Source organism: Bdellovibrionota bacterium (assembly GCA_040386775.1).
GTDB lineage: Bacteria > Bdellovibrionota > Bdellovibrionia > Bdellovibrionales > JAEYZS01 > JAEYZS01.
The window spans coordinates 125,179-143,444 of sequence record JAZKEU010000012.1 but is presented as its reverse complement, the minus strand read 5'-3'; the positions used below and the strand labels follow the sequence as shown (position 1 = coordinate 143,444).

21 protein-coding genes are annotated in these 18,266 nt (G+C 37.7%); 14 read left to right on the top strand and 7 right to left on the bottom strand.

Translation table 11 applies throughout. The annotated features are described in order from the left end of the window. Nucleotides 1-3: 3 nt before the first annotated feature. Nucleotides 4-1,314, bottom strand: a complete 1,311-nt coding sequence (locus tag V4596_07455) for a UDP-glucose/GDP-mannose dehydrogenase family protein (GenBank protein ID MES2768964.1) — start codon at nt 1,312-1,314, stop codon at nt 4-6. 105 nt (nt 1,315-1,419) lie between these two features. On the opposite strand from V4596_07455, the gene mgtE reads away from it, so the two are divergent. The 4 genes from mgtE to V4596_07435 all read left to right on the top strand — a co-directional run bounded on the left by mgtE (nt 1,420) and on the right by V4596_07435 (nt 6,587). Further along, nucleotides 1,420-2,772, top strand: coding sequence for a magnesium transporter (gene mgtE, locus V4596_07450; GenBank protein MES2768963.1), 1,353 nt, complete (start codon nt 1,420-1,422; stop codon nt 2,770-2,772). 3 nt (nt 2,773-2,775) lie between these two features. Further along, nucleotides 2,776-3,381 (top strand): DNA repair protein RecO, encoded by a 606-nt coding sequence (gene recO, locus V4596_07445; GenBank protein ID MES2768962.1) that lies wholly within the window; start codon nt 2,776-2,778, stop codon nt 3,379-3,381. Nucleotides 3,382-3,518: 137 nt separating this feature from the next. Continuing rightward, complete coding sequence (locus V4596_07440) at nt 3,519-4,433, top strand: FecR family protein (protein MES2768961.1); 915 nt, start codon at nt 3,519-3,521, stop codon at nt 4,431-4,433. A 93-nt stretch (nt 4,434-4,526) separates the two neighbouring features. Next, nucleotides 4,527-6,587, top strand: coding sequence for a hypothetical protein (locus V4596_07435; protein MES2768960.1), 2,061 nt, complete (start codon nt 4,527-4,529; stop codon nt 6,585-6,587). Nucleotides 6,588-6,613: 26 nt separating this feature from the next. Here the strand turns inward: V4596_07435 and V4596_07430 are convergent, their stop codons facing one another. Genes V4596_07430 through V4596_07415 form a run of 4 tightly spaced genes read right to left on the bottom strand, consistent with a single transcriptional unit; the run spans nt 6,614 to nt 9,248 of the window. Beyond that, nucleotides 6,614-7,150 (bottom strand): HAD family hydrolase, encoded by a 537-nt coding sequence (locus V4596_07430; protein MES2768959.1) that lies wholly within the window; start codon nt 7,148-7,150, stop codon nt 6,614-6,616. Nucleotides 7,151-7,196: 46 nt separating this feature from the next. Further along, nucleotides 7,197-7,688 carry a hypothetical protein gene (locus V4596_07425; protein ID MES2768958.1) on the bottom strand — a complete coding sequence of 164 codons (492 nt, stop codon included), beginning with the start codon at nt 7,686-7,688 and terminating at the stop codon, nt 7,197-7,199. Then, nucleotides 7,685-8,431 carry a hypothetical protein gene (locus tag V4596_07420; GenBank protein MES2768957.1) on the bottom strand — a complete coding sequence of 249 codons (747 nt, stop codon included), beginning with the start codon at nt 8,429-8,431 and terminating at the stop codon, nt 7,685-7,687. The genes V4596_07425 and V4596_07420 overlap by 4 nt, the downstream gene beginning before the upstream one ends. Before the next feature lie 7 nt (nt 8,432-8,438). Then, a complete protein-coding gene (locus V4596_07415) occupies nt 8,439-9,248 on the bottom strand; it encodes a TIGR02147 family protein (protein MES2768956.1) in 810 nt (269 codons plus the stop codon). Nucleotides 9,249-9,401: 153 nt separating this feature from the next. Here V4596_07415 and V4596_07410 point away from each other — a divergent pair, with 153 nt between their 5' ends. From V4596_07410 to V4596_07380, 7 genes are all read left to right on the top strand, one after another. After that, complete coding sequence (locus tag V4596_07410; protein MES2768955.1) at nt 9,402-10,445, top strand: hypothetical protein; 1,044 nt, start codon at nt 9,402-9,404, stop codon at nt 10,443-10,445. A gap of 20 nt (nt 10,446-10,465) precedes the next feature. Beyond that, complete coding sequence (locus tag V4596_07405; GenBank protein MES2768954.1) at nt 10,466-11,395, top strand: hypothetical protein; 930 nt, start codon at nt 10,466-10,468, stop codon at nt 11,393-11,395. Between the two features lie 51 nt (nt 11,396-11,446). After that, nucleotides 11,447-11,971, top strand: a complete 525-nt coding sequence (locus tag V4596_07400; protein MES2768953.1) for a hypothetical protein — start codon at nt 11,447-11,449, stop codon at nt 11,969-11,971. A gap of 377 nt (nt 11,972-12,348) precedes the next feature. Beyond that, nucleotides 12,349-12,516: a hypothetical protein gene (locus tag V4596_07395; protein ID MES2768952.1), complete on the top strand. Its 168-nt coding sequence runs from the start codon at nt 12,349-12,351 to the stop codon at nt 12,514-12,516. Between the two features lie 28 nt (nt 12,517-12,544). Continuing rightward, on the top strand, nt 12,545-13,186 hold the full coding sequence (locus tag V4596_07390; GenBank protein MES2768951.1) for a hypothetical protein: 642 nt from the start codon (nt 12,545-12,547) through the stop codon (nt 13,184-13,186). Between the two features lie 150 nt (nt 13,187-13,336). Then, entirely contained in the window at nt 13,337-13,534 is a 198-nt protein-coding gene (locus tag V4596_07385; protein MES2768950.1) for a hypothetical protein, read from the top strand. 89 nt (nt 13,535-13,623) lie between these two features. Further along, nucleotides 13,624-14,142, top strand: coding sequence for a hypothetical protein (locus tag V4596_07380; protein ID MES2768949.1), 519 nt, complete (start codon nt 13,624-13,626; stop codon nt 14,140-14,142). Between the two features lie 11 nt (nt 14,143-14,153). Here the strand turns inward: V4596_07380 and V4596_07375 are convergent, their stop codons facing one another. Then, nucleotides 14,154-15,062, bottom strand: a complete 909-nt coding sequence (locus V4596_07375; GenBank protein ID MES2768948.1) for a tyrosine-type recombinase/integrase — start codon at nt 15,060-15,062, stop codon at nt 14,154-14,156. 199 nt (nt 15,063-15,261) lie between these two features. On the opposite strand from V4596_07375, the gene V4596_07370 reads away from it, so the two are divergent. From V4596_07370 to V4596_07360, 3 genes are all read left to right on the top strand, one after another. Then, complete coding sequence (locus tag V4596_07370; protein MES2768947.1) at nt 15,262-16,311, top strand: sigma-54 dependent transcriptional regulator; 1,050 nt, start codon at nt 15,262-15,264, stop codon at nt 16,309-16,311. Between the two features lie 74 nt (nt 16,312-16,385). Beyond that, nucleotides 16,386-16,763 (top strand): hypothetical protein, encoded by a 378-nt coding sequence (locus V4596_07365; protein MES2768946.1) that lies wholly within the window; start codon nt 16,386-16,388, stop codon nt 16,761-16,763. A 7-nt stretch (nt 16,764-16,770) separates the two neighbouring features. Further along, nucleotides 16,771-17,586 carry a hypothetical protein gene (locus tag V4596_07360; protein ID MES2768945.1) on the top strand — a complete coding sequence of 272 codons (816 nt, stop codon included), beginning with the start codon at nt 16,771-16,773 and terminating at the stop codon, nt 17,584-17,586. 50 nt (nt 17,587-17,636) lie between these two features. Here the strand turns inward: V4596_07360 and V4596_07355 are convergent, their stop codons facing one another. Further along, a complete protein-coding gene (locus V4596_07355; protein ID MES2768944.1) occupies nt 17,637-18,140 on the bottom strand; it encodes a hypothetical protein in 504 nt (167 codons plus the stop codon). Between the last annotated feature and the right edge of the window lie 126 nt (nt 18,141-18,266).

Here is an 18,266-nt window from a genome sequence, read left to right as displayed (position 1 = left end):
TTCTTAGACCAAAGCTTGTCTGCCCACGCAGTAGTAATTGAAACCTTGTTGTTTCATTTTTGCGGGATTTAAAACATTTCTACCATCAAAGATTGTAGGAGTTTTTAAATTCGCTTTTACAACTTCAAGATTTGGATTTTTAAATTCATTCCATTCCGTGACGATAAAGAGCGCATCGGCACCTTTTGTAATTTCAAGCGCGTCAGTTCCTAGATCAAACGGAGTTCCAAAGAATTCTTTGGCATTTTCACCAGCAACGGGGTCATAGGCAATTACGGTCGCACCAAGTTCATTTAATTTTTCAATCATGTACTGAGCAGGAGCTTCTCTTACGTCGTCAGTTTTAGGTTTAAAGCTTAAGCCCCACATTGCAATTCTTTTGCCTTTGAGACTTCCACCGAAGTGCTTTTCAGCAAGTTGAACTAGGTAATACTTTTGATCTCTATTCACTTCAAGGGCGGAGCTTACGATCTTCATAGGTACATTATTTTTGTGACCAGACTTCATCAGAGCATGAACGTCTTTTGGGAAACAGCTTCCACCAAAGCCTACACCTGGGTAGAAGAACGCCGGGTTGATTCTTGAGTCTGATGTGAATCCTTTTCTTACAGAGTCAATATCAGCACCGACAGCGTCTGCCAGTCTTGCCATCTCATTGATAAAGCTAATTTTAACCGACAAGAAAGAGTTCGCTGCATACTTCGTCATTTCAGCCGATGTATTGTCCATGAAAATGATAGGATTTCCGTTTTTCACAAATGGATCATAGAGTTCTTGCATAACTTTTCGAGTCTCTTCAGTTTCACAACCAATAACGACTCTGTCGGGTCTTAAGAAGTCTTCGATTGCGGCGCCTTCTTTTAAAAACTCCGGATTGTTCACAACCTGAACTGGGTGTTTGCAATTTTCTTTGAAGTATTTTTTAACATCACGGCCAGTCCCGATTGGAACTGTGCTTTTTAGAACTACGTATTTTTGTCCGTTGGCAGCGTCACAGATGGATTGAACAACTTGATATGTTGGGCCCATGTCGGCATTTCCGTCATCTTTTTCTGGAGTACCAACGGCGATGAATACCACTTCGTTGGCTTGTACTGCTTTTGGAAGATCAGTAGTGAACAGAATTTTCTTTTTTTGAACAGCCTGTTCTAACAATTCCTCAAGCCCTGGCTCGTAGATAGGAATTTTTTTGTCGTTTAAAAGGGTGATTTTTTTAGGGTCCTTATCCACGCAAGTAACATCGTGACCAGCATCTGCAAAGCAAACGCCCGCAACTAATCCAACATAGCCCGTACCGATTACACAAATTTTCATAGTTTTACGTCCTTATCCTGATCTTTCTAAAGGGTGCTATAATTTCATAAAAATTTCGTAAATTCAATCGGTGACATCTTGTAAGGGCCGCATTATATATATTTTATGATAGATAACAGACTTAAAGTTCTCATATCGAGCGTTAGAAAGCTTTTAAGACGTAATGCCCTTAAAAATATCCAAATTATTATGGATAAAACGCACGCGGTGGATATTGCAGCCATTCTAAAAGAGTTGGATCCGCATGAACGTAGCCAGCTATTAGCTCTTAAGCTTTCTATCGAAAAGAAGTCTGAAATTGTATCCCACTTGGACGAAGACATCCAAAAAGAGGTTGTTGAGCAATTAGACAAGGCCCAAGTTACAGCCATCGTTACCGAAATGGAAACGGATGATGCTGCAGATCTTTTAGGAAACCTTTCAGAAGAACTTTCGCAAACGATCTTAGACTCAATGCAGACCGACGAAAAAAGGGAAGTCACGGATCTTATGAAATACCCGGAGGACACAGCTGGGGGATTGATGAGTTCTGGATATTTGGCTTTCCCTCAGGATATGGCGGTTTCAGAAGTTATCAGTCGTATGCAAAGCGACGAAAACAATGCGAGCATTACTTTTTATATCTACGTCATTGATGATTCACATAAACTTTCCGGGGTTGTCTCTCTAAAAGAAATCATTCTTTCAAAGCCTCGCGAAACTTTAAAGGACATTATGACGGCGGAAGTTGTGAGCGTTGCTTTAGAGACAGATCAGATTGAAGTTTCTAAAATTGTTGAACGTTATGACTTTTTATCAGTTCCAGTTGTTGACGACACGAATACACTCATGGGTGTGATCACGGTAGATGATGTGATCGACGTTATCCGTGAAGAAGCACAAGAAAATTTACTCGCAATGGGTCTCGTGTCTGCTAGTGATGATGAGAGTCCTTGGGGACGTATTAAGGCAAGATCGGCTTGGCTACTTGTAACTTACATTGGCGGTGTGATTTGCTATAACTTCATTTGGTCACTGCTTTACGAAAAAACCTCTCAAGCTTGGCTTGCGGTAACGGCATTTTTACCTATTATTCTTGCTATGAGTTCAGCAGTCGGGCTTCAATCAGCAACATCCATCGTAAATGCTTTGATTTCTGAAAATCCTGATATGAGAGCTATCAAAAAACTTTTACAAAATGAAATGATCTGTTCGGTGGTGTTTGGTTTAGTTTTTGGAATTCTCTCTACAATTTTAAGTTTACTTGCCGGCGAAACTTTATTTATTAGCTGTTTTATGGGTGCGAGCTTGCTTGTTCAACTTTTATGCTCAGTTTCTATCGGAACTTTGATTCCACTTGTAATGAAAAGAATTGGAGTTGATCCAACGGTGGCATCCGTTTCACTTTTCCTCGCGGCTTCAAATATCACAGCTGTTTTCATCACCTTTGGTGCTGCTTACAGAGTGTTTCAGAATTAATCAATGAAACATCAAAAAGACAAAATCATAGTTCTCAAAGTTAGTAAATACTCCGACTCTCATCTGATGGTGAATGGAATAAATCAAAGAGGCGCAAAAATTTCTGCCATGGCTCCGGCGGCACTCAAAAGTAAAAAAAGATTCGGTGGCGGAGTTTTAGAGCCCACGCATTTTATTGAAATTCAATATCAGCAAGCAAAACAAGAAGGAATGCTTCCGGTCTTAATGGAAGCTCAAATCATCGATAGTTTTGAAGGCCTAAGAACGGATTACGATAAGCTCAATCTTAGCTTTTACTTTCTAAGATTGATTGAGCTCGTGGCCCAGGAAGATGCACCTGATTCTCAGTCTTTATTTTCACTTTTAGGGCATGGCTTAAAGGCACTCGAAAAAGCGAAGGATTTCTCTGCTCTAAAAAAACACTTCGAAATTAAATTTTTATACACTCAAGGAATGTTAGAGTTAGGTGGAGACTTGGGTGGAATTCTAAAAAAGAAGTTCTCGGACTACGTAACTTTTCACCCGCAATACGAAGACAGTCCTGATTATAGAAAGCTTAAATCTTCACTGGAAGACTATATTGGACGAGTAGACCTCGACCCAAATTGAGAGCCGTCTCAAACTGAGATGACATCAAGTTCAGCTCTTAAAAATCCGATATAATAGTGATAGGCGAATCACGATATAGCACGTATTTTAAGGAGTTTAGCTTGAAAACCCTAAGTGGCGTTTTTTTATTTTTCATTTTGATAAGCCCAAATTCTTTTGCAAACTCTAACGCTCATGGTGTTTTGATGGTTGTAAAAGGTGATGTACAAGTCATTCAAAAAGACAAAACCATAAAAGCTAAAGTAGGAACCAAAGTTGTTCAAGGCGATACTATTTCGACAGGAAAAGACTCTAGAGCAAAACTTGTGATGGTAGATAAAAACGTTATCAACATTTCTCCTGATTCTAAATTTTTGTTAGAAAAATATGAATACAATCCGGACACGAACAAGAAAGGTGCCTTGCTGAACGTAATTTACGGAAAAGTGCGAACAACTGTAAACCAAAAATATGATGGGGATACGAATAAGTTCCAAGTAAAAACAAAATCTTCAGTAGCCGGTGTAAGGGGGACAGATTTCCTAGTGTCCTTCAACGAAGTGACAAGCACGTCTAAAGTCGTGACATTTGAAGGTGTAGTTGAAGTGGGTTCGGGTCTAGATAAAATGGGTAAAATTACAAATCCCGTTTCTGTGACACCTGGGCAATTCACTGTGGCAGCAATGGGAACGGCTCCAGCAACGCCAGTGGTAATGCCAGAGGCAGAGATGAATTCACTCAATTCACAAACAGTTGCCGAAGCTCCGCCAGCAAAGAGCGATCAACCGGCTCAACCTAATGGCGAGAAAAAAGAAAGAACTCCTTCAAACCAGCCACCGCAAGATAATGGTGCTACTGCTCCAGGATCTGTGTTGAATCAAATGGGCGAAGATGTCTCTGCTCCAGTGGTTACTGGTAATAATCAAATGCCTCCACCTCCAATTGTTCCTACAATTGGTATTGGGACAAATCAACCTTGCCCGAATGGCCAGTGTGGGGTGCCGACAACGGTTGATCCGACACTCATCCAAGGTAAGACCAATCTCTTAATCAATTTACAGCCCAATCCATAAGGTATATTCTAATGTTGCCTCTCGAATATGACTTTTTAAAGTGGGTATCAGCAAGTGATAAAACATCAGTTAATTGCATTTATTTATGTTCTCTTGTTTTCAAATTTTGCATTTGCTCAAACTAAGATTAGAAAATCACGTGCAGAATTTGATTCCAAAAAAATCGTTCAAGTGAAATTAGGTAGCGCTATTTGGAATAAGGATCCCGCTGTGATTGATAGCGGTGTTGTGATCCTTCGTGATGGTAAGAGTGCAAAGACAATGCAGGTGCTACTGGAAGAAACTGCTCCAGACTCATCCATATTTTCAGGGACATATTCTATCTCCTGGGGAGGTGATGAATCAATTAAGCCCGAGGTTTATGTTTTAAATGAAAAAGAATTACTAGGTGAAAAAGAGCTAAAGAAAATCAGCGAAGATATTGTTTCAGGTCAACTCAAGAGAAAGCCCTTGTTCTATAGAAAAAATGAAGTAGGAGTGCAAACTTTAGAAGTTTTCGAAAACAAAGACCAAGCACAGGAAGCTTTAAATCTCATAAAGTTACAAAATCAAAAATCCCCTTCGATGGATCTTTCCTCAGTAACATCTAAAGACTATGCCGCTGCGAAGGCCATAATGGACAGCCAAGAGCTTGCGCAATTTGCTTTAGATAATGAAACGAGAAGAAAAGAAGTTCAAAAGAGACTCGTGGACCGTTTCCGCTTAGAGCAAACAGAAAGACAACGTATCGAAAAATACAAAAAAGAATTTGCTGCGGCTGGTGACGCCGCCGAAAAGAAAAGAATTGCTGAGGCAGAGCAATTTGCAGAAGCAGCACTGGATCTTTATAAGACTAACCAATTTGAACAGGCGGAAGATAATTTTAGAAAGGCATTTCTACTCAATCCAAATTTGACAAAATATTATTTCCAGTATGGAATGAGTTTGTACAAATTAGAAAAATACAATGCAGCTGCAGTGATATTTAACGTCGCAAAAGAAGATAAAGAATTCGAGAAGGAATCTCTCTACTATGCAGCTCTTTCTCTCTATGCGATGAAAGATTATGAATCTGCATTTTTGGCTTTTTCAGATTTAAAAAAATTAAAAGACGAAAAGCTTTCTCCGCTTGCAAGTTTTTATATGGGTTTAATTCATTACGATCAAAAAACTTATGAAAAAGCTAAACCTATGTTTGAGGAGGTTTTGGATACTTCAAAGGATCCAAAGCTAGATTCCAGAGCAGAAAACTATATCGATAACATCAATCAAGCTCTACAATACGCCAAACTAAAACAAACAAAAATATTCTTAAATGCTTCACTGGGGGCCCTTTACGACTCAAATGTTTTACAGCAGAGTGATTCGAGCGGTGACCAAGGAGCTGCAACAGAAGAGAAAAGCTTAAGATACATTTTGGGTTTGGGTGCCTACTATCGTCCTGTATTCACAAAAGCATATGAATTTGGTTTGAAGGTGAGATCAGATTATATTTATACACAGAATGACGATGCCACTCATTACGATCCATGGTCGATTCAAGTGAATGCTCCTTTTGCTTATAAGACTGCGCTCTTTGGGAAATCCTACAAATTAGATATCAAGCCAGGTTATGAATTGCTGTACTTGGGACAAGAGGCGGATACAGGTGATCCTAAGAAAACTTTGAAAGGTTATTTCTTAGAGGCAGGGAATACTTTCATCATGCGAGATGATTGGTTTACGACTTTTACTTTAGGATTTAGAAAAGATGATTTTTTTGAAATAGCTGATCAAGGTAAGAATGCGAATAAGATCAATTTTAAATGGTCAAATATGGTTTTTATAAATCCTGGAAAGACAAAAGGAATTTTAGCTGACCTTAACTTCACAACGACAAATGCTGAGGATGCGACGAATAGCTCAAAGCGTTTTGATATCAGCGCGCTTTATCTGACACCAGTATTTAATGACAAAGCCACTTTTGCAGGAGGCTTAACAGCGTACCTTTTGGATTATGAAACCAAAGAAAAAGATATAAATAAGACTGTGAATTTGACTCTTACTAAACAGCTCTCCGAGTGGCTCAGCGGAACTCTTCTCGGAACCTACGTGTTGAACGATTCCGACACGCCTTCTCAAGAATATGACAAGTGGACACTCGGATTCTTATTCAACGCCGAGTACGGATTTTAAAAATCATCGAGAATAGAGGTAGTTTTTTATAGTACGCTAGCTTTAATAAATTGAGCACTGTCTAGTAGGTCGTTTGCGATGTATTCTGGCGGAGCAAAGTCTGATTTTTCAGGATCTTCACCGCTTGTCTTTAATAGTATAGAGCGAGTGCCAGCTCTGTGGCCCGCTTCTACATCGAGCATCTTGTCTCCGATGATCCAACTTTTCTTGAAGTCTACACCAAAATCCTTATGGGCTTCTTCGAGCATTCCGGGATTTGGTTTTCTCATGTGGTGATTTGAATCTGTCATATAAGGAGCGTAATAAAATCTTTCGATCGTTATGCCATGCTTTTCACATTCAACGCTCATTCTTCGGTGAATTTCATTTAGATTTGGAATAGTGACTTTCCCTCGAGGAACGCCAGACTGATTGGTGACGACATAAATCTTGAAGCCCATGTCGCGAAAAAGCTTTAGGCCTTCAATGGCATTCGGAAGAAATTCAATCTGGTCAGGATCGTTGAGGTACACTTTATCTACGATAATGGTGCCATCTCTATCTAGGAATATTGCTTTGTGCATATCTAAAAACTATCAGATACTATAATTGTGGGCAAACCTATTGAGGTTAATTTTCAAAACATTGCATAGGAATAGCAAAACAAGAATCAACTGCAAATGCACGTAGTGTCGACGATCCTTCAGCGCAAGTCGAAGCAGTTGTGTGGTCTGCATCGGGATTTTTCCTATTGCTCAGGGCATTGTTGATTTCTTCTTGGGTATGACCTAGACCTTTCATCAATAGGGCTAACTCTTCATCACCAACAGCTGTAAGCTCTAGGTGTGCCGCTGCCAATAGCGAAGGCATTTGATTGCATTTGTTCTTAATGCATCTTAAAGCCACATTTGTTTGCGCCTCCATTAAGCTTTTACCTTGAGATGTGAACGTTGAATCCAATACAACTGCATACTCACAAGTAAACTTACCATTGCCTTGAAGCTGCTCATTACTCAAATTTAAAGCAAGATAAACATATTGATCTACCGTTGATTGCTCTGGCGGCTTTGCTGCGAGAGCATTTAAAGAACTAAGAATAAGTAGCGTAATAAGTAATTTCATAAAACCCTCTTACAGTATTTTTTTATAACTTCATCAAAGTTTCCAACTAAATATTGAGCAAGATCTGATCTATTTTGAGTAACATAAAATAAATATTGATTGATGCTAGAGTGGGGTTCGCACAACATGATCAGCGCAGTAGCTTGCTGTAAGCTTTTCTCATCAAACTGATTCGACCATCCGATCTGTTGGTGGCGAAGAACTTCATGTACGAGAAGTCCTGCCTGGCTAAGAACTCCAAGGTCATTCCAAATTTTTCTAGAGATTATAACAGAGTAATTGCGACCATCTTTTTCATAATAAGCAGCCGTCTTAATATTGTTCCGAGAAATAGTTGGAATAGGTAGGTATGAGTCTGGAGCTGAAAGGTTTTTTTCAGTAAAGCTCCATGTTAGAGGTTTCATAAAAGCGGTATGAATTGTGCCGGCTGTAAAATCTAAAAATTGTGTTTCCCATTTTTCTATAATAGTCAAAGCGAGATCAAATGCAGAATTCTCAGATCTTACTTGGTCTTCAATTATTCTAGTCAGTTCAATTTTTGTATTCACATCATTAATTTGTGAAGAATTCCATTCTAAATGGGAGTCTTTGTCTTCAAAGTCAGGATTAATATTGAGGAAGTCTACAAGGACGGGCTTGGATTTGCCGTAAAGTACTCCGCCACCACCGCCACTCTCATGTCCGGCGAAAGATTGTACTGAAGAGACGAGTATTGCGATCACTAAATAAATTTTTTTATTCATAAGTCCTCTATACATTAAATACATCTAAGGTTATGGCGTACAGTTCTTCGTCTTTAGAAGGTCGGATTACAGTTCTAGCATCTTCAATGGCTTTTAAAAAGATTTCTTTTATTTTTGGAAAATCTTTTCTAGCGATAGAGCAAGTGTTAGAGTAGTGCATGTCTGTCGGCAGGTTTTTCTCTGCTGATTGTAAAGCCTGGCTCCTCCAGTTGATATGATGCTGATGTATGAAAACAGAATTTCTTTCTAAGTGAATCGTTTTGTTGGTGAGCACGTAGACTCCTTTTTCGCTTTTAATGAGTCCCGTTTCATCTAAGAATTGAATTGCGTCTTTAACTATTTGAGGAGGAAGATTAAATCTTTTGGCAATGGAGTCGATGTCTTGAAATTCAGGTATTGCTAGAATGATGTGAATCGCCGAATAGTACCATGTGCTGTAGTATCGATGTCTTGCTTCATCAGGAATTTCATCTGTTTCTTTTAGACGCTTTTTAAGATCAAATCTAGATTCCAATATTTCTTCAATTTGCTCAGAGAAAAAATCTTTTAAATTTTTTGTTCCTGCACGTTCCATTTGCACGAGTAGGAGAAAGTATTTTGCTTCCAACTTATTATGCATAAAAAAACTATTGATAAGATGTGCTTGCTCTAGAGTGAATTGAGGATTTCCGTTAAGCACTTGAGAGAGATAAGAGGGCTGACATCCAATGTGGTCACAAAGCTTTAATCGTAAACCTTTTGTAAGTTTACTATCGTGATCGACTTTATCAGCGAGATACTTTTTATATTTTTTATAATTAATTACATCTATTTTCATTATTTAAAAATTCCATATATCTTTTTAATATCAATTAGTTAAGTAATTTTCATTATTTTAAAATAAATGAATGCTATATCTTTTTATAAAATTAATCTAGAGAAAATTGCGCAAAGCGTAGAAGTTACACGAATCAAAAAAGAGGAGATGCTTATGAGAAATATTTTGCGCTGCACGCTTGCAACAATTGTAGCAGTATTATTTTTAATTGGTTGTTTACCAGCAGAAGCCGGTGCTTTTGGAAGAAAGAAAAAAGAAGTTCAAGAAGAAGAAACTTCAACACAAAGTTTAAATCCACCAAAAGCAGCAAATACGGATGAAATGCTAAAAGTCTTAGTAGAGAAAGTGTCAGCAAATTTTAATCAGTTGAACCTTCTAATGTCGCAGCAGCAATATGAGGCGGCCATGACTCTGGCTAAACAGAGTTTGGATGAAGCAAGAATCAAAACCGGTCTTGATCCAAAATCAAATAGAAAAGAAATCATTGCTGTTCCTAAAGATACTTTCTCTGCAGAATATGATCGTTTAGGGAAAAAGCTTTCAAGCTTTTCTGTGCATACACAGAACCAAGTGATGAAAGCCATTGAAGAACATCGAAGTGGGTATTTTTTAGATCTACTCAACTTGCTTAAAAGAACAAACTTAGTTTACATACAAGCTTTTCACCAAGCTTTAAAACGCGGCTCGTTTGGTTTGTTGTCTGAAGACAAAGAAAAAATCAGAAATGATATCAATGCCGTGAGAGCAATCCCACTTTATTTGCAAGACCCTAATAGTAAAAGTCTGCTTTTGGTTTTTGATTATGAGGTGGCTAATTCTGATCAGAATTATATGTTTAATCGCGAGTTGAAAACTTATCTTTTGAGTCAGGGACAAGATCTTGGCTACACAGGAGAATCTTTAGAGCAAAGAATCGATGCAGAACTGGATCAAAAAATTCAAAGCGTGATTAAAAGTTTCTTAAGCACTGAATCCAAAGACGTTGAATTAGATGCGAGTTACAGACTGTGTGTAACAACATATTATAACGATGGCTATAAAAGCGAAGAATCTATTAAAAATCAATGTTCTTCTGTTTTTAAAAGAATCAATTTTTCCAATCAAGCCTTCATGAAATGTTTTGGTGATCAATGGAATGGCTATGGCTCTGATCGAGAGAAGACTGTAATAGAATGTCAATACTTGGCGACTTATTAATTTAATAGTTTGGAGAATTTATGAAAAAAATAATTTTTATTTTAGCGGTTCTTATGTTCGTGGATATATCGATTGCGAGATCGGAAAATCTTTTGATTCCAAATATTTCTGAATATGATAGTTCTAAAGAAATTTTAATTAAGACAGATAAAGCCATTCGTATGATCTATCAGGGTCTTGGTTTAAATAAAATTCAAGTGCAGATGAATTCTACAATTCACGAGATAAATAAAGAAGTTTTGACTGAAAGAAAAACTACCAATTCTCAAGATAAATATGGAGGAGGATTGAGCGGGTTTCTGATCAGTGGTTCATTTAGCTATAAGGACTCAAGTAAAAGTCGTTTGGATATTACGAAAATCATTGCTGCAAATCCAAAAGAAGTCTTGGCGCAAGAGTCTGCGGCTGTAAAAAGCCTATCTCAACTGAGAAAAAGTCTAAATGATCTGATGAATCAGAACGAGTCCAGCCTTGTTATTATGAAAGAACTTGCGATGATTCAAGCTTCAGCCATCTATGAAATGATTCAGGCGGGTGAGGACGTGCCATGGCAAAATATTGAAGAAACTTTTGCGATGGTGAGAGAGGTGAGTTTTATTGGTTCGCAAACAGTGACTCGCTGCCTTTCCACGAACTATATCAACACTAAGAATTACGAAAAAGATGACAGATCTGGTGGGTTGAAATTCCGTCTATTGTTCTTCTCATTAAACTTCAGTGGAAGTGAAAAGAATCATAGATACCACCAAAAGTTCGCACATTCTGAAACGAGCTGCAGCTCAACGACAAATGTGATCAAGGTAAACTCTAAGGACTCAGTTTTTGTAGTCAATATGAGTCTTTTAGATATGGAATTAGACAAATGGGTTAAAGCTATCGAAGCTGTGAAAGCATTCCGTGATCAAGCCCCTGCATTTCCCACTTGGAATAGCCCTCATTATTCAAATTAAAAAATTACAGAAAGAAACATGAAGATTTTAATAAAAAAGGAGAAAGAGTTTATGAAGAAATTATTTTTAGTAATTATGCTTATATCTATAACTACCCACGCGGAAGATTTTCCATTGATCACCCCAGCGGAGGAGAAGAGAATCATTCGCGAGATACCGTTAGCTAAAGAAAGAGCCAAAACGGCAAAAGGTATAACCTATTGCACTTATGAAAATATGGCCGGAATGAGATTGTATTTGGATGTGCCAGGCAGATTGTTATTCAGTTTTCCGTCGTCTGGTGGGGTAGAGCAGGGTATGGAAATGCCTGCTCTGGTACTTGCTTCAGACACTAGAAAAATGCCTGTAGAGATTGAAGCTACACTGAAAAAATATGGAATTAGAGGGAAGATCTCCGATCAAGTTCAAACCTATTTTGCTAAAAGCTACGAGAAGTCGGCCAAATATGAAACGGTGGTTGTCCTGGCATCTTATTTGGACGAGAACAATGATATCATTCCCCATGAATCGGCTTTGATATTGGCTAACAATGTTCATGGTACATATTTTGTTGGCTCTACCAAAAATTGTAAATGAAGATTTAAAAGGGTTCTGGAATACTGCTCAGTAACATATAATAAGTATCCATGGATTAGCCGTTATAGCATGACGGCTACAGCCCACGACGGCGATTTGAAAAATAGATTTGTCGATAGCCCAATATGATTGGAAAGTTTAAAGCGCAAACCTTTTGTAAGTTTGCCATTGTGATTAATTTATCCTCACGGAAATTTTTATATTTAAATACATCATTAATCATATTTAATAAATTCTATTCAGTTATATAATTTCAATTACTTAATACAAATTAGTTATTTTAAAATAAAAGAACACTATAACAATTTATAAAATTAATCTAGAGAAAATTATGCAGCGAGTAGATATTTATCGAAACCAAACGAGGATTAGTTTTTGTGAAACAATATTTATTAATTTTACCTTTAGTGTTCTTAAGTCAAAATTATTTTGCCGAAACTCCAGTGGAGAATCCTTCAATCAAATGCACTGTGAAAGAAGATCCTGATACAAACGAAAGCGTTGCGCCTTATGAAATTGAAGCCGCTTATAATTTGGTTAAATAAATATTTTTAAATTAAACGGGGGACCTCAATGAAGAATTTTTGTATAGGCTTATTTTTATTAGTAATGATATTTTCGCCAGCCAGTGAGGCTTGCACTACTCAGACGATAAATGAAACCGTTTCAACGGTGGATCCGTACAGAGAGCATCAAGTTGAATCGAATTTTGATAATGCTTTAAAAAATCTATCTCTTTGCGATGAAAATTTATTTTATGCAGGAAAGAAATTAGGCAAGAGCTTTGATCCTTATCGTGAAATTTCGACTTACGTTATGTCTAATGTTGTAATTAGGAATGCCAGTACAATAAATAATGAGCTCGCGTATGGGTTGGGTTTGGGATTAATTAATGAATTGGATTTATATAGGCACAGCTCCACAATTTACATGCTTAGATCAATTGTACAACTGGCGAAGGTGAATACGCAAAATGCTAAAGAGTACGCTATTGAAACGTTAAAAAAATCTGACCCATATCGTGAAAAAACCAATAGAGAATTATTAAAAGCAGTAGAAATCCTTCGAGAATTGGCAAAACCGAGTCCAACAGAACCACAAGCTCCAACTTCGATTTGGAGTTTCCGCTCAGAAGAGCGCACATGCAAAACGATTCCAGGTCCATGGGGCGATTACTATCCTTGTCCAAAGTACACTGCGAGTGTAAAGGACTGACAGTGAAATAGACTCATTCTTACGTGTCGATCAAATGAATATGGAATTAATTTTAGAATAAGACCATCTCGAGAGTTCTGGAATAATGTTTGGAATTCTCAAATTGAAAGCGTTGCTTTTGGTACAAGCAGTATAACTCAACAAATGGGATTGCCATATTTGATAAATGATGACACCGCAATCTACGTCGAAGAACCCATCTCAGAAGAATTATTAGAACGTTTAAGAGCTGATAATATTTTAAACATCAAGATGCGATTAAACTCCGGTGAATCATCGGCAAATTTAACTTACAAACTTGCGGGTTCAAATAAAGCCATTACAAAGCTAATGTCGGTTTGCCAGTAACCCTAACAGGAGATTCCATGAGCTATGAAGAAATGAATGCACGTCTTTATTACCAAGGTATTTAAAAAACAAACAAAGGAGAAAAAATTATGAAATTTATGTTTTTAATATTTATAGCAAGTTTGATTGCATTTAATGCCGACGCTCAGCCACGAAAAAATGGTGTTGATAAATCTTCTGGCGGGAGCTGTGATGGACGTTTTATTATTCGTTTAACTAAACAGGCTGAGCAAGCAGTTTTAAAAGATGATTCTAGGCAAACTTTGAAAATATTGGATTTGATTCGTCAAGAGGCAAGACAGTGCCGCAGTGACGAAACCCCAGGTCATGATCCGGAGTACACACCAACTTGTACTTTGGCCATTAATGACAGTAACGGATTTACTTTTTATAACTCATCAACAAATTTTAACATTGATGAAACTCGCAGACTTGAGACGGGAGCTGTTCTAGAAGTTCTTGATTATCCAACTGTATCTTATAATTCAGAAAGCTCTGCTGGCGTCAGATTCAGAGTGCAATCAAACCCAATTGTGAAAAATCATTCAGCCCAAGTTGGAGAAATTTTATATGGGTACAAAGCAATTTTTGAAGCAGAATGTCACTGATATAGATATTTTTACTTCTTCGAAAGCGGGTGATGCGCCTCCAGAGTACGAGCCAGATGATCGATATCTAGATGCGTGTACTTTTGAGTGGCCGTTAAGCTTTCATGACCCAAAAGTTCTTGAATAGATCTCAAATCTGCGCCGCTCATCAGAAGGTGAGTGGCGTAGGAATGTCTGAGAGCATGAGGATTGATTCTTCTTATAATACCAGCGCGTTTACTCCAGCCTTCTACAATAGAATAAACTTTTCGTTGCGTGAGATTCTCAAAAAGATATTCGGTCTCACATTTATACTGTGAAAGAAGTTTCAGAACACCAGACGGCAGCGCAATCATACGCTCCTTTTTTCCTTTACCGATCACAATAAGACATTTTCTCTTTATATGGACCTGATTCCACGTAAGACCAATCAACTCAGATACGCGAAGGCCGCATCCATACATTAGAGTGATCATAAGTTTTTCTTGGTTCAGCTGATCAGAGTCTTTGGTTTTTATAGACTCATTGATGGTTTTAAATAAAGACATCACTTCATCCACTGACAAATACTTGGGCAAAGCCGGGTTCACCTTATTGATGTGAAGTCTGTGAGAAAGATCCTCATCAATATATTGATTTTCGTACGCCCACCTCAAGAAGCTCTTCGCGGATGCGATTTTGCGGTTTTTTGAGGCAGGTTTAAGACTTTTAAGATTTGAAAAGTAGGTTCGAATCGTTGCCAAAAGAGTCTTTTCATCCAACTTCTGCTTTTGACCTTCAGCTGTCGGCTTTTTGGGCAAATTCTCCTCAAAATAACTTGTAGAAATTTCAAAAAGTTGTGTTAAATCAACTATATAAGCTCTAATTGTCTGAGGTGAATAGCCCTTGACATACTTAAGGTGATAGAGATATTTCAAACTTACTCTTTGTAGGCTTTCCATAATATTTTTTTTACTGTCGCAGTCTTTTTGATGTTGAATATTTTAATAAGTAGCTGTAATTGCTAAATATTTTACTATAACGCTGAGTATAAAAAATTTCTTGCATTAATTACAGCAACCTGGTAAATTGTGCCTCGTGTCAAAGACTAGTCTTTAGTTGAGACACTAAACGACGCAACTAATCAAAGGTGGTACGTATATGTCGTCTGATAACATAATTTTGCCTTCTAATAAGAATACTAACATTAATCCGTTAGATTCTGGCAACAACGGATCTAATACAGAACAAAACACAACGATCGTCTATAAAGCCGATGTTATGGGTCAGCTATTAAAAATGGTTGATAGAGTAGCATCATCAGACGCAACTATTTTAGTCCTCGGTGAAAGCGGTACTGGAAAAGAACTGATCGCAAAAACAATTCACGAGAAGTCACGAAGACTTCATAAGCCCTTTGTAGCTATTAACTGCGGTGCTTTAAGAGAATCATTACTTGAGAGTGAATTGTTCGGTCACGAAAAAGGTGCCTTCACTGGTGCTTATACAAAGAAAACTGGTTTAGCAGAAGTTGCTAACGGTGGAACTCTTTTCCTTGATGAAATCGGAGAATTGTCTCCGGGTATCCAAGCTAAGCTTTTAAGATTCATCCAAGAAGGTGAGATCTATAGAGTTGGTGGTAAAGATCCAATCAAAGTTGATATTCGTTTAATCTCAGCAACAAACAGAGATCTTGAAACAGAAGTGATGAAAGGTAATTTTAGAGAAGACTTATTCTATAGAATCAACACGATCACTGCTCATATGCCTCCATTGAGAAGAAGAAAAGAAGATATTCCTTTGTTGATTTCTTACTTCCTAGAGAAAGGTTCACACAAACATTTAAACCGCGGTCGTCAAATGTCAGAAGAAGCTATGAAAATCATGGTGAAGTACGACTGGCCAGGTAACATTAGAGAATTACAAAACGTATGCGAAAGACTTCAGATCTTATCTGAAGGTCACATGATCATGCCAAATGATGTTCCTGAGAACATCAGAAGCCCTGATCAAAAAATCGTGTTTGATGATTACGATCCATCAACAACTCTTTATGAATTAGAGAAAAGATATATTATCAAAGCTCTTTCATACTTTGATGGTAATAAGACTAGAGCAGCAAATGCTTTAGGAATTACGATCAAGACGCTTTATAACAAGCTTCATGAGTACGGTGAGTTCGATAATTTCGCAGTTCACTCGAAAGAGTAGTAATTAAATCTTAAATCTTGAACGATAACGGCTTTAGGGAATTCCCGAAGCCGTTTTTTTTTACCGGAGACATTATGAAAAATTGGATTATTGCGTTCACGCTCATAATATCTGTAGAGGCACTTGCCAAACTGAACTGTAAAGGGAATATGTTTACCAAGTTGGACAATGGCAACATCTCCTTCGAGAGAGTTCGCTTTGTCCCGACGCCTTCATTTGAGAAGACTCTTACGACAGAACAAATTAATGGTCGACCATATTTTAATTTTGAAAAGAAATCTGATGAATGGACTTACTATTCTTATCTTGATCAAGAAGAAATGTTTGAGTCTGGTTACAGGCAGCGTCCTCCCGGAGCTCTTCAATATTCGGATATGAATTTTGATAGAGAATCTTTCTTAAAGTTTAAAGATAAATCAATTGTTGGATTCAATTTAGTTTGTAGGATGTAAAACTGATATGAGAGTTACATTTCTGTTCATCATTATCTCTTTGATTCTTTCTGTGCAAGCGCACGCGAGTGTTGTGTGTGGGAGACTTTTTGAAGAGCCTTTCGAGAGCAAAATTGTAAAACTAGAAACCCACACTCATGGTGGAAAACCTAGATACTTTTCTGTTCGGAATCATAGACGTTTCGTAGGTGGTGAGATAGACCTTCTAATTCAATCTATGAAAAACTTAACACAGTTTTCTGAAAGGCTCTCAGAAGTAAACACATATATGCCAGATCTTGGCTCTCTGCCGAGTGAAGCCTTTTTTGTGGCAAATCAAATTATTCCATTGATTGAAACTCATTTAAGCTCCCACGGAGTTAATTTTAGAATTGAGACTTACGAGTCGATGGAAAATAAGAGAACTCTAGTGGTCATTGCCGAAAACGGAACAAATCCATTAAACACTCTGGCAAAGCTTTTGTGGGATCAAAGAAAAATAAGCCTCACTGTAGATCCGATTGAATTGTTCTACGGATACAAACATTATAATCAGAGCAGAGGAAAGTTTTTTGATATTGATGCCGAAAATCCAGGTTATGCCATGAGTTTTTATTTGCTCATGCATTCACAGCATAGAAATTTTAACTTTAATATCTCAAAGACTGATCTCGAGCTACATCGATTGAACGTAGAAATTCAAGGGGAGTTGGTGGTTCAAAAAATTGAAGTGAATGCTCTGGGCAAAGAAGAAACAGAAGTGAGTGAATCAAGAGTTCGAGAGAATCAAAGAAGGGCTCATGTCATTCAAGGCCTCATAGACAAAGCAAGAGCCCGCAAATAAAGAAGGCAGCTGTTAGGCTGCCTTCTAGTATCACGATAGCGTGATGAGAATCAGAAGTATCCGCCGCCCGGTGGAGTTTCATCGTCTTCGTCATCATCTTCGTCGTCTTCAAGACTATCAAAGTCATCATCTGCTGATCCAGAAAATTTATCATCTTTTTTGAATGAAGATCCTGCTTCTTCATCATCCAAATCTTCTGCTGATCTTGAGAAATCATTGTTTGATTTCAAGTTGTCAGCGGCAAAAGGGTTTGAAGTTGGAATTACAACCTTGTTGTCTTTTGCGATATCTTCTAAAGAAGGAACTTTAGGTTTGTTTGACTTAGGCATTTTCGGCGACGCCTTCTGCGAAGCTTTAGCTTTTACAGCTGGAGCTTTTTTAGCTTTAGGAGCGGCTTTCTTTGTCGCTTTTTTTGCTTTAGCTTTTTTAGGCGCAGCTTTCTTTGCCTTCTTAGCTTTAGTTTTCCCTTTTGCTTTTTTAGGTGCAGCTTTTTTCTTAGCTGTCTTTTTAGCAGCTTTTCCTTTTTTAGGTGCCGCTTTCTTTTTCTTAGCCATGAGATTCCTCCAAATAAATTAATCTATGTCTTATAATTTTTTATATCTAAAAACTAGAATCAAAATCAATATGGGTTATTTAAACAGGAAAGGGTTTTTCGAGCAATGAAATCGCAATCCCCAGAA

What these genes read in the sequence shown, in the direction of transcription:
- V4596_07430 (MES2768959.1), bottom strand. Translation starts at nt 7,150, where the DNA reads ATGCACAAAGCAATATTCCTAGATAGAGATGGCACCATTATCGTAGAT.
- V4596_07375 (MES2768948.1), bottom strand. Translation starts at nt 15,062, where the DNA reads ATGGAAAGCCTACAAAGAGTAAGTTTGAAATATCTCTATCACCTTAAG.
- V4596_07420 (MES2768957.1), bottom strand. Translation starts at nt 8,431, where the DNA reads ATGAATAAAAAAATTTATTTAGTGATCGCAATACTCGTCTCTTCAGTA.
- V4596_07425 (MES2768958.1), bottom strand. Translation starts at nt 7,688, where the DNA reads ATGAAATTACTTATTACGCTACTTATTCTTAGTTCTTTAAATGCTCTC.
- recO (MES2768962.1), top strand. Translation starts at nt 2,776, where the DNA reads ATGAAACATCAAAAAGACAAAATCATAGTTCTCAAAGTTAGTAAATAC.
- V4596_07380 (MES2768949.1), top strand. Translation starts at nt 13,624, where the DNA reads ATGAAATTTATGTTTTTAATATTTATAGCAAGTTTGATTGCATTTAAT.
- V4596_07390 (MES2768951.1), top strand. Translation starts at nt 12,545, where the DNA reads ATGAAGAATTTTTGTATAGGCTTATTTTTATTAGTAATGATATTTTCG.
- V4596_07360 (MES2768945.1), top strand. Translation starts at nt 16,771, where the DNA reads ATGAGAGTTACATTTCTGTTCATCATTATCTCTTTGATTCTTTCTGTG.
- V4596_07410 (MES2768955.1), top strand. Translation starts at nt 9,402, where the DNA reads ATGAGAAATATTTTGCGCTGCACGCTTGCAACAATTGTAGCAGTATTA.
- V4596_07365 (MES2768946.1), top strand. Translation starts at nt 16,386, where the DNA reads ATGAAAAATTGGATTATTGCGTTCACGCTCATAATATCTGTAGAGGCA.
- V4596_07455 (MES2768964.1), bottom strand. Translation starts at nt 1,314, where the DNA reads ATGAAAATTTGTGTAATCGGTACGGGCTATGTTGGATTAGTTGCGGGC.
- mgtE (MES2768963.1), top strand. Translation starts at nt 1,420, where the DNA reads ATGATAGATAACAGACTTAAAGTTCTCATATCGAGCGTTAGAAAGCTT.
- V4596_07405 (MES2768954.1), top strand. Translation starts at nt 10,466, where the DNA reads ATGAAAAAAATAATTTTTATTTTAGCGGTTCTTATGTTCGTGGATATA.
- V4596_07400 (MES2768953.1), top strand. Translation starts at nt 11,447, where the DNA reads ATGAAGAAATTATTTTTAGTAATTATGCTTATATCTATAACTACCCAC.
- V4596_07355 (MES2768944.1), bottom strand. Translation starts at nt 18,140, where the DNA reads ATGGCTAAGAAAAAGAAAGCGGCACCTAAAAAAGGAAAAGCTGCTAAA.
- V4596_07370 (MES2768947.1), top strand. Translation starts at nt 15,262, where the DNA reads ATGTCGTCTGATAACATAATTTTGCCTTCTAATAAGAATACTAACATT.
- V4596_07415 (MES2768956.1), bottom strand. Translation starts at nt 9,248, where the DNA reads ATGAAAATAGATGTAATTAATTATAAAAAATATAAAAAGTATCTCGCT.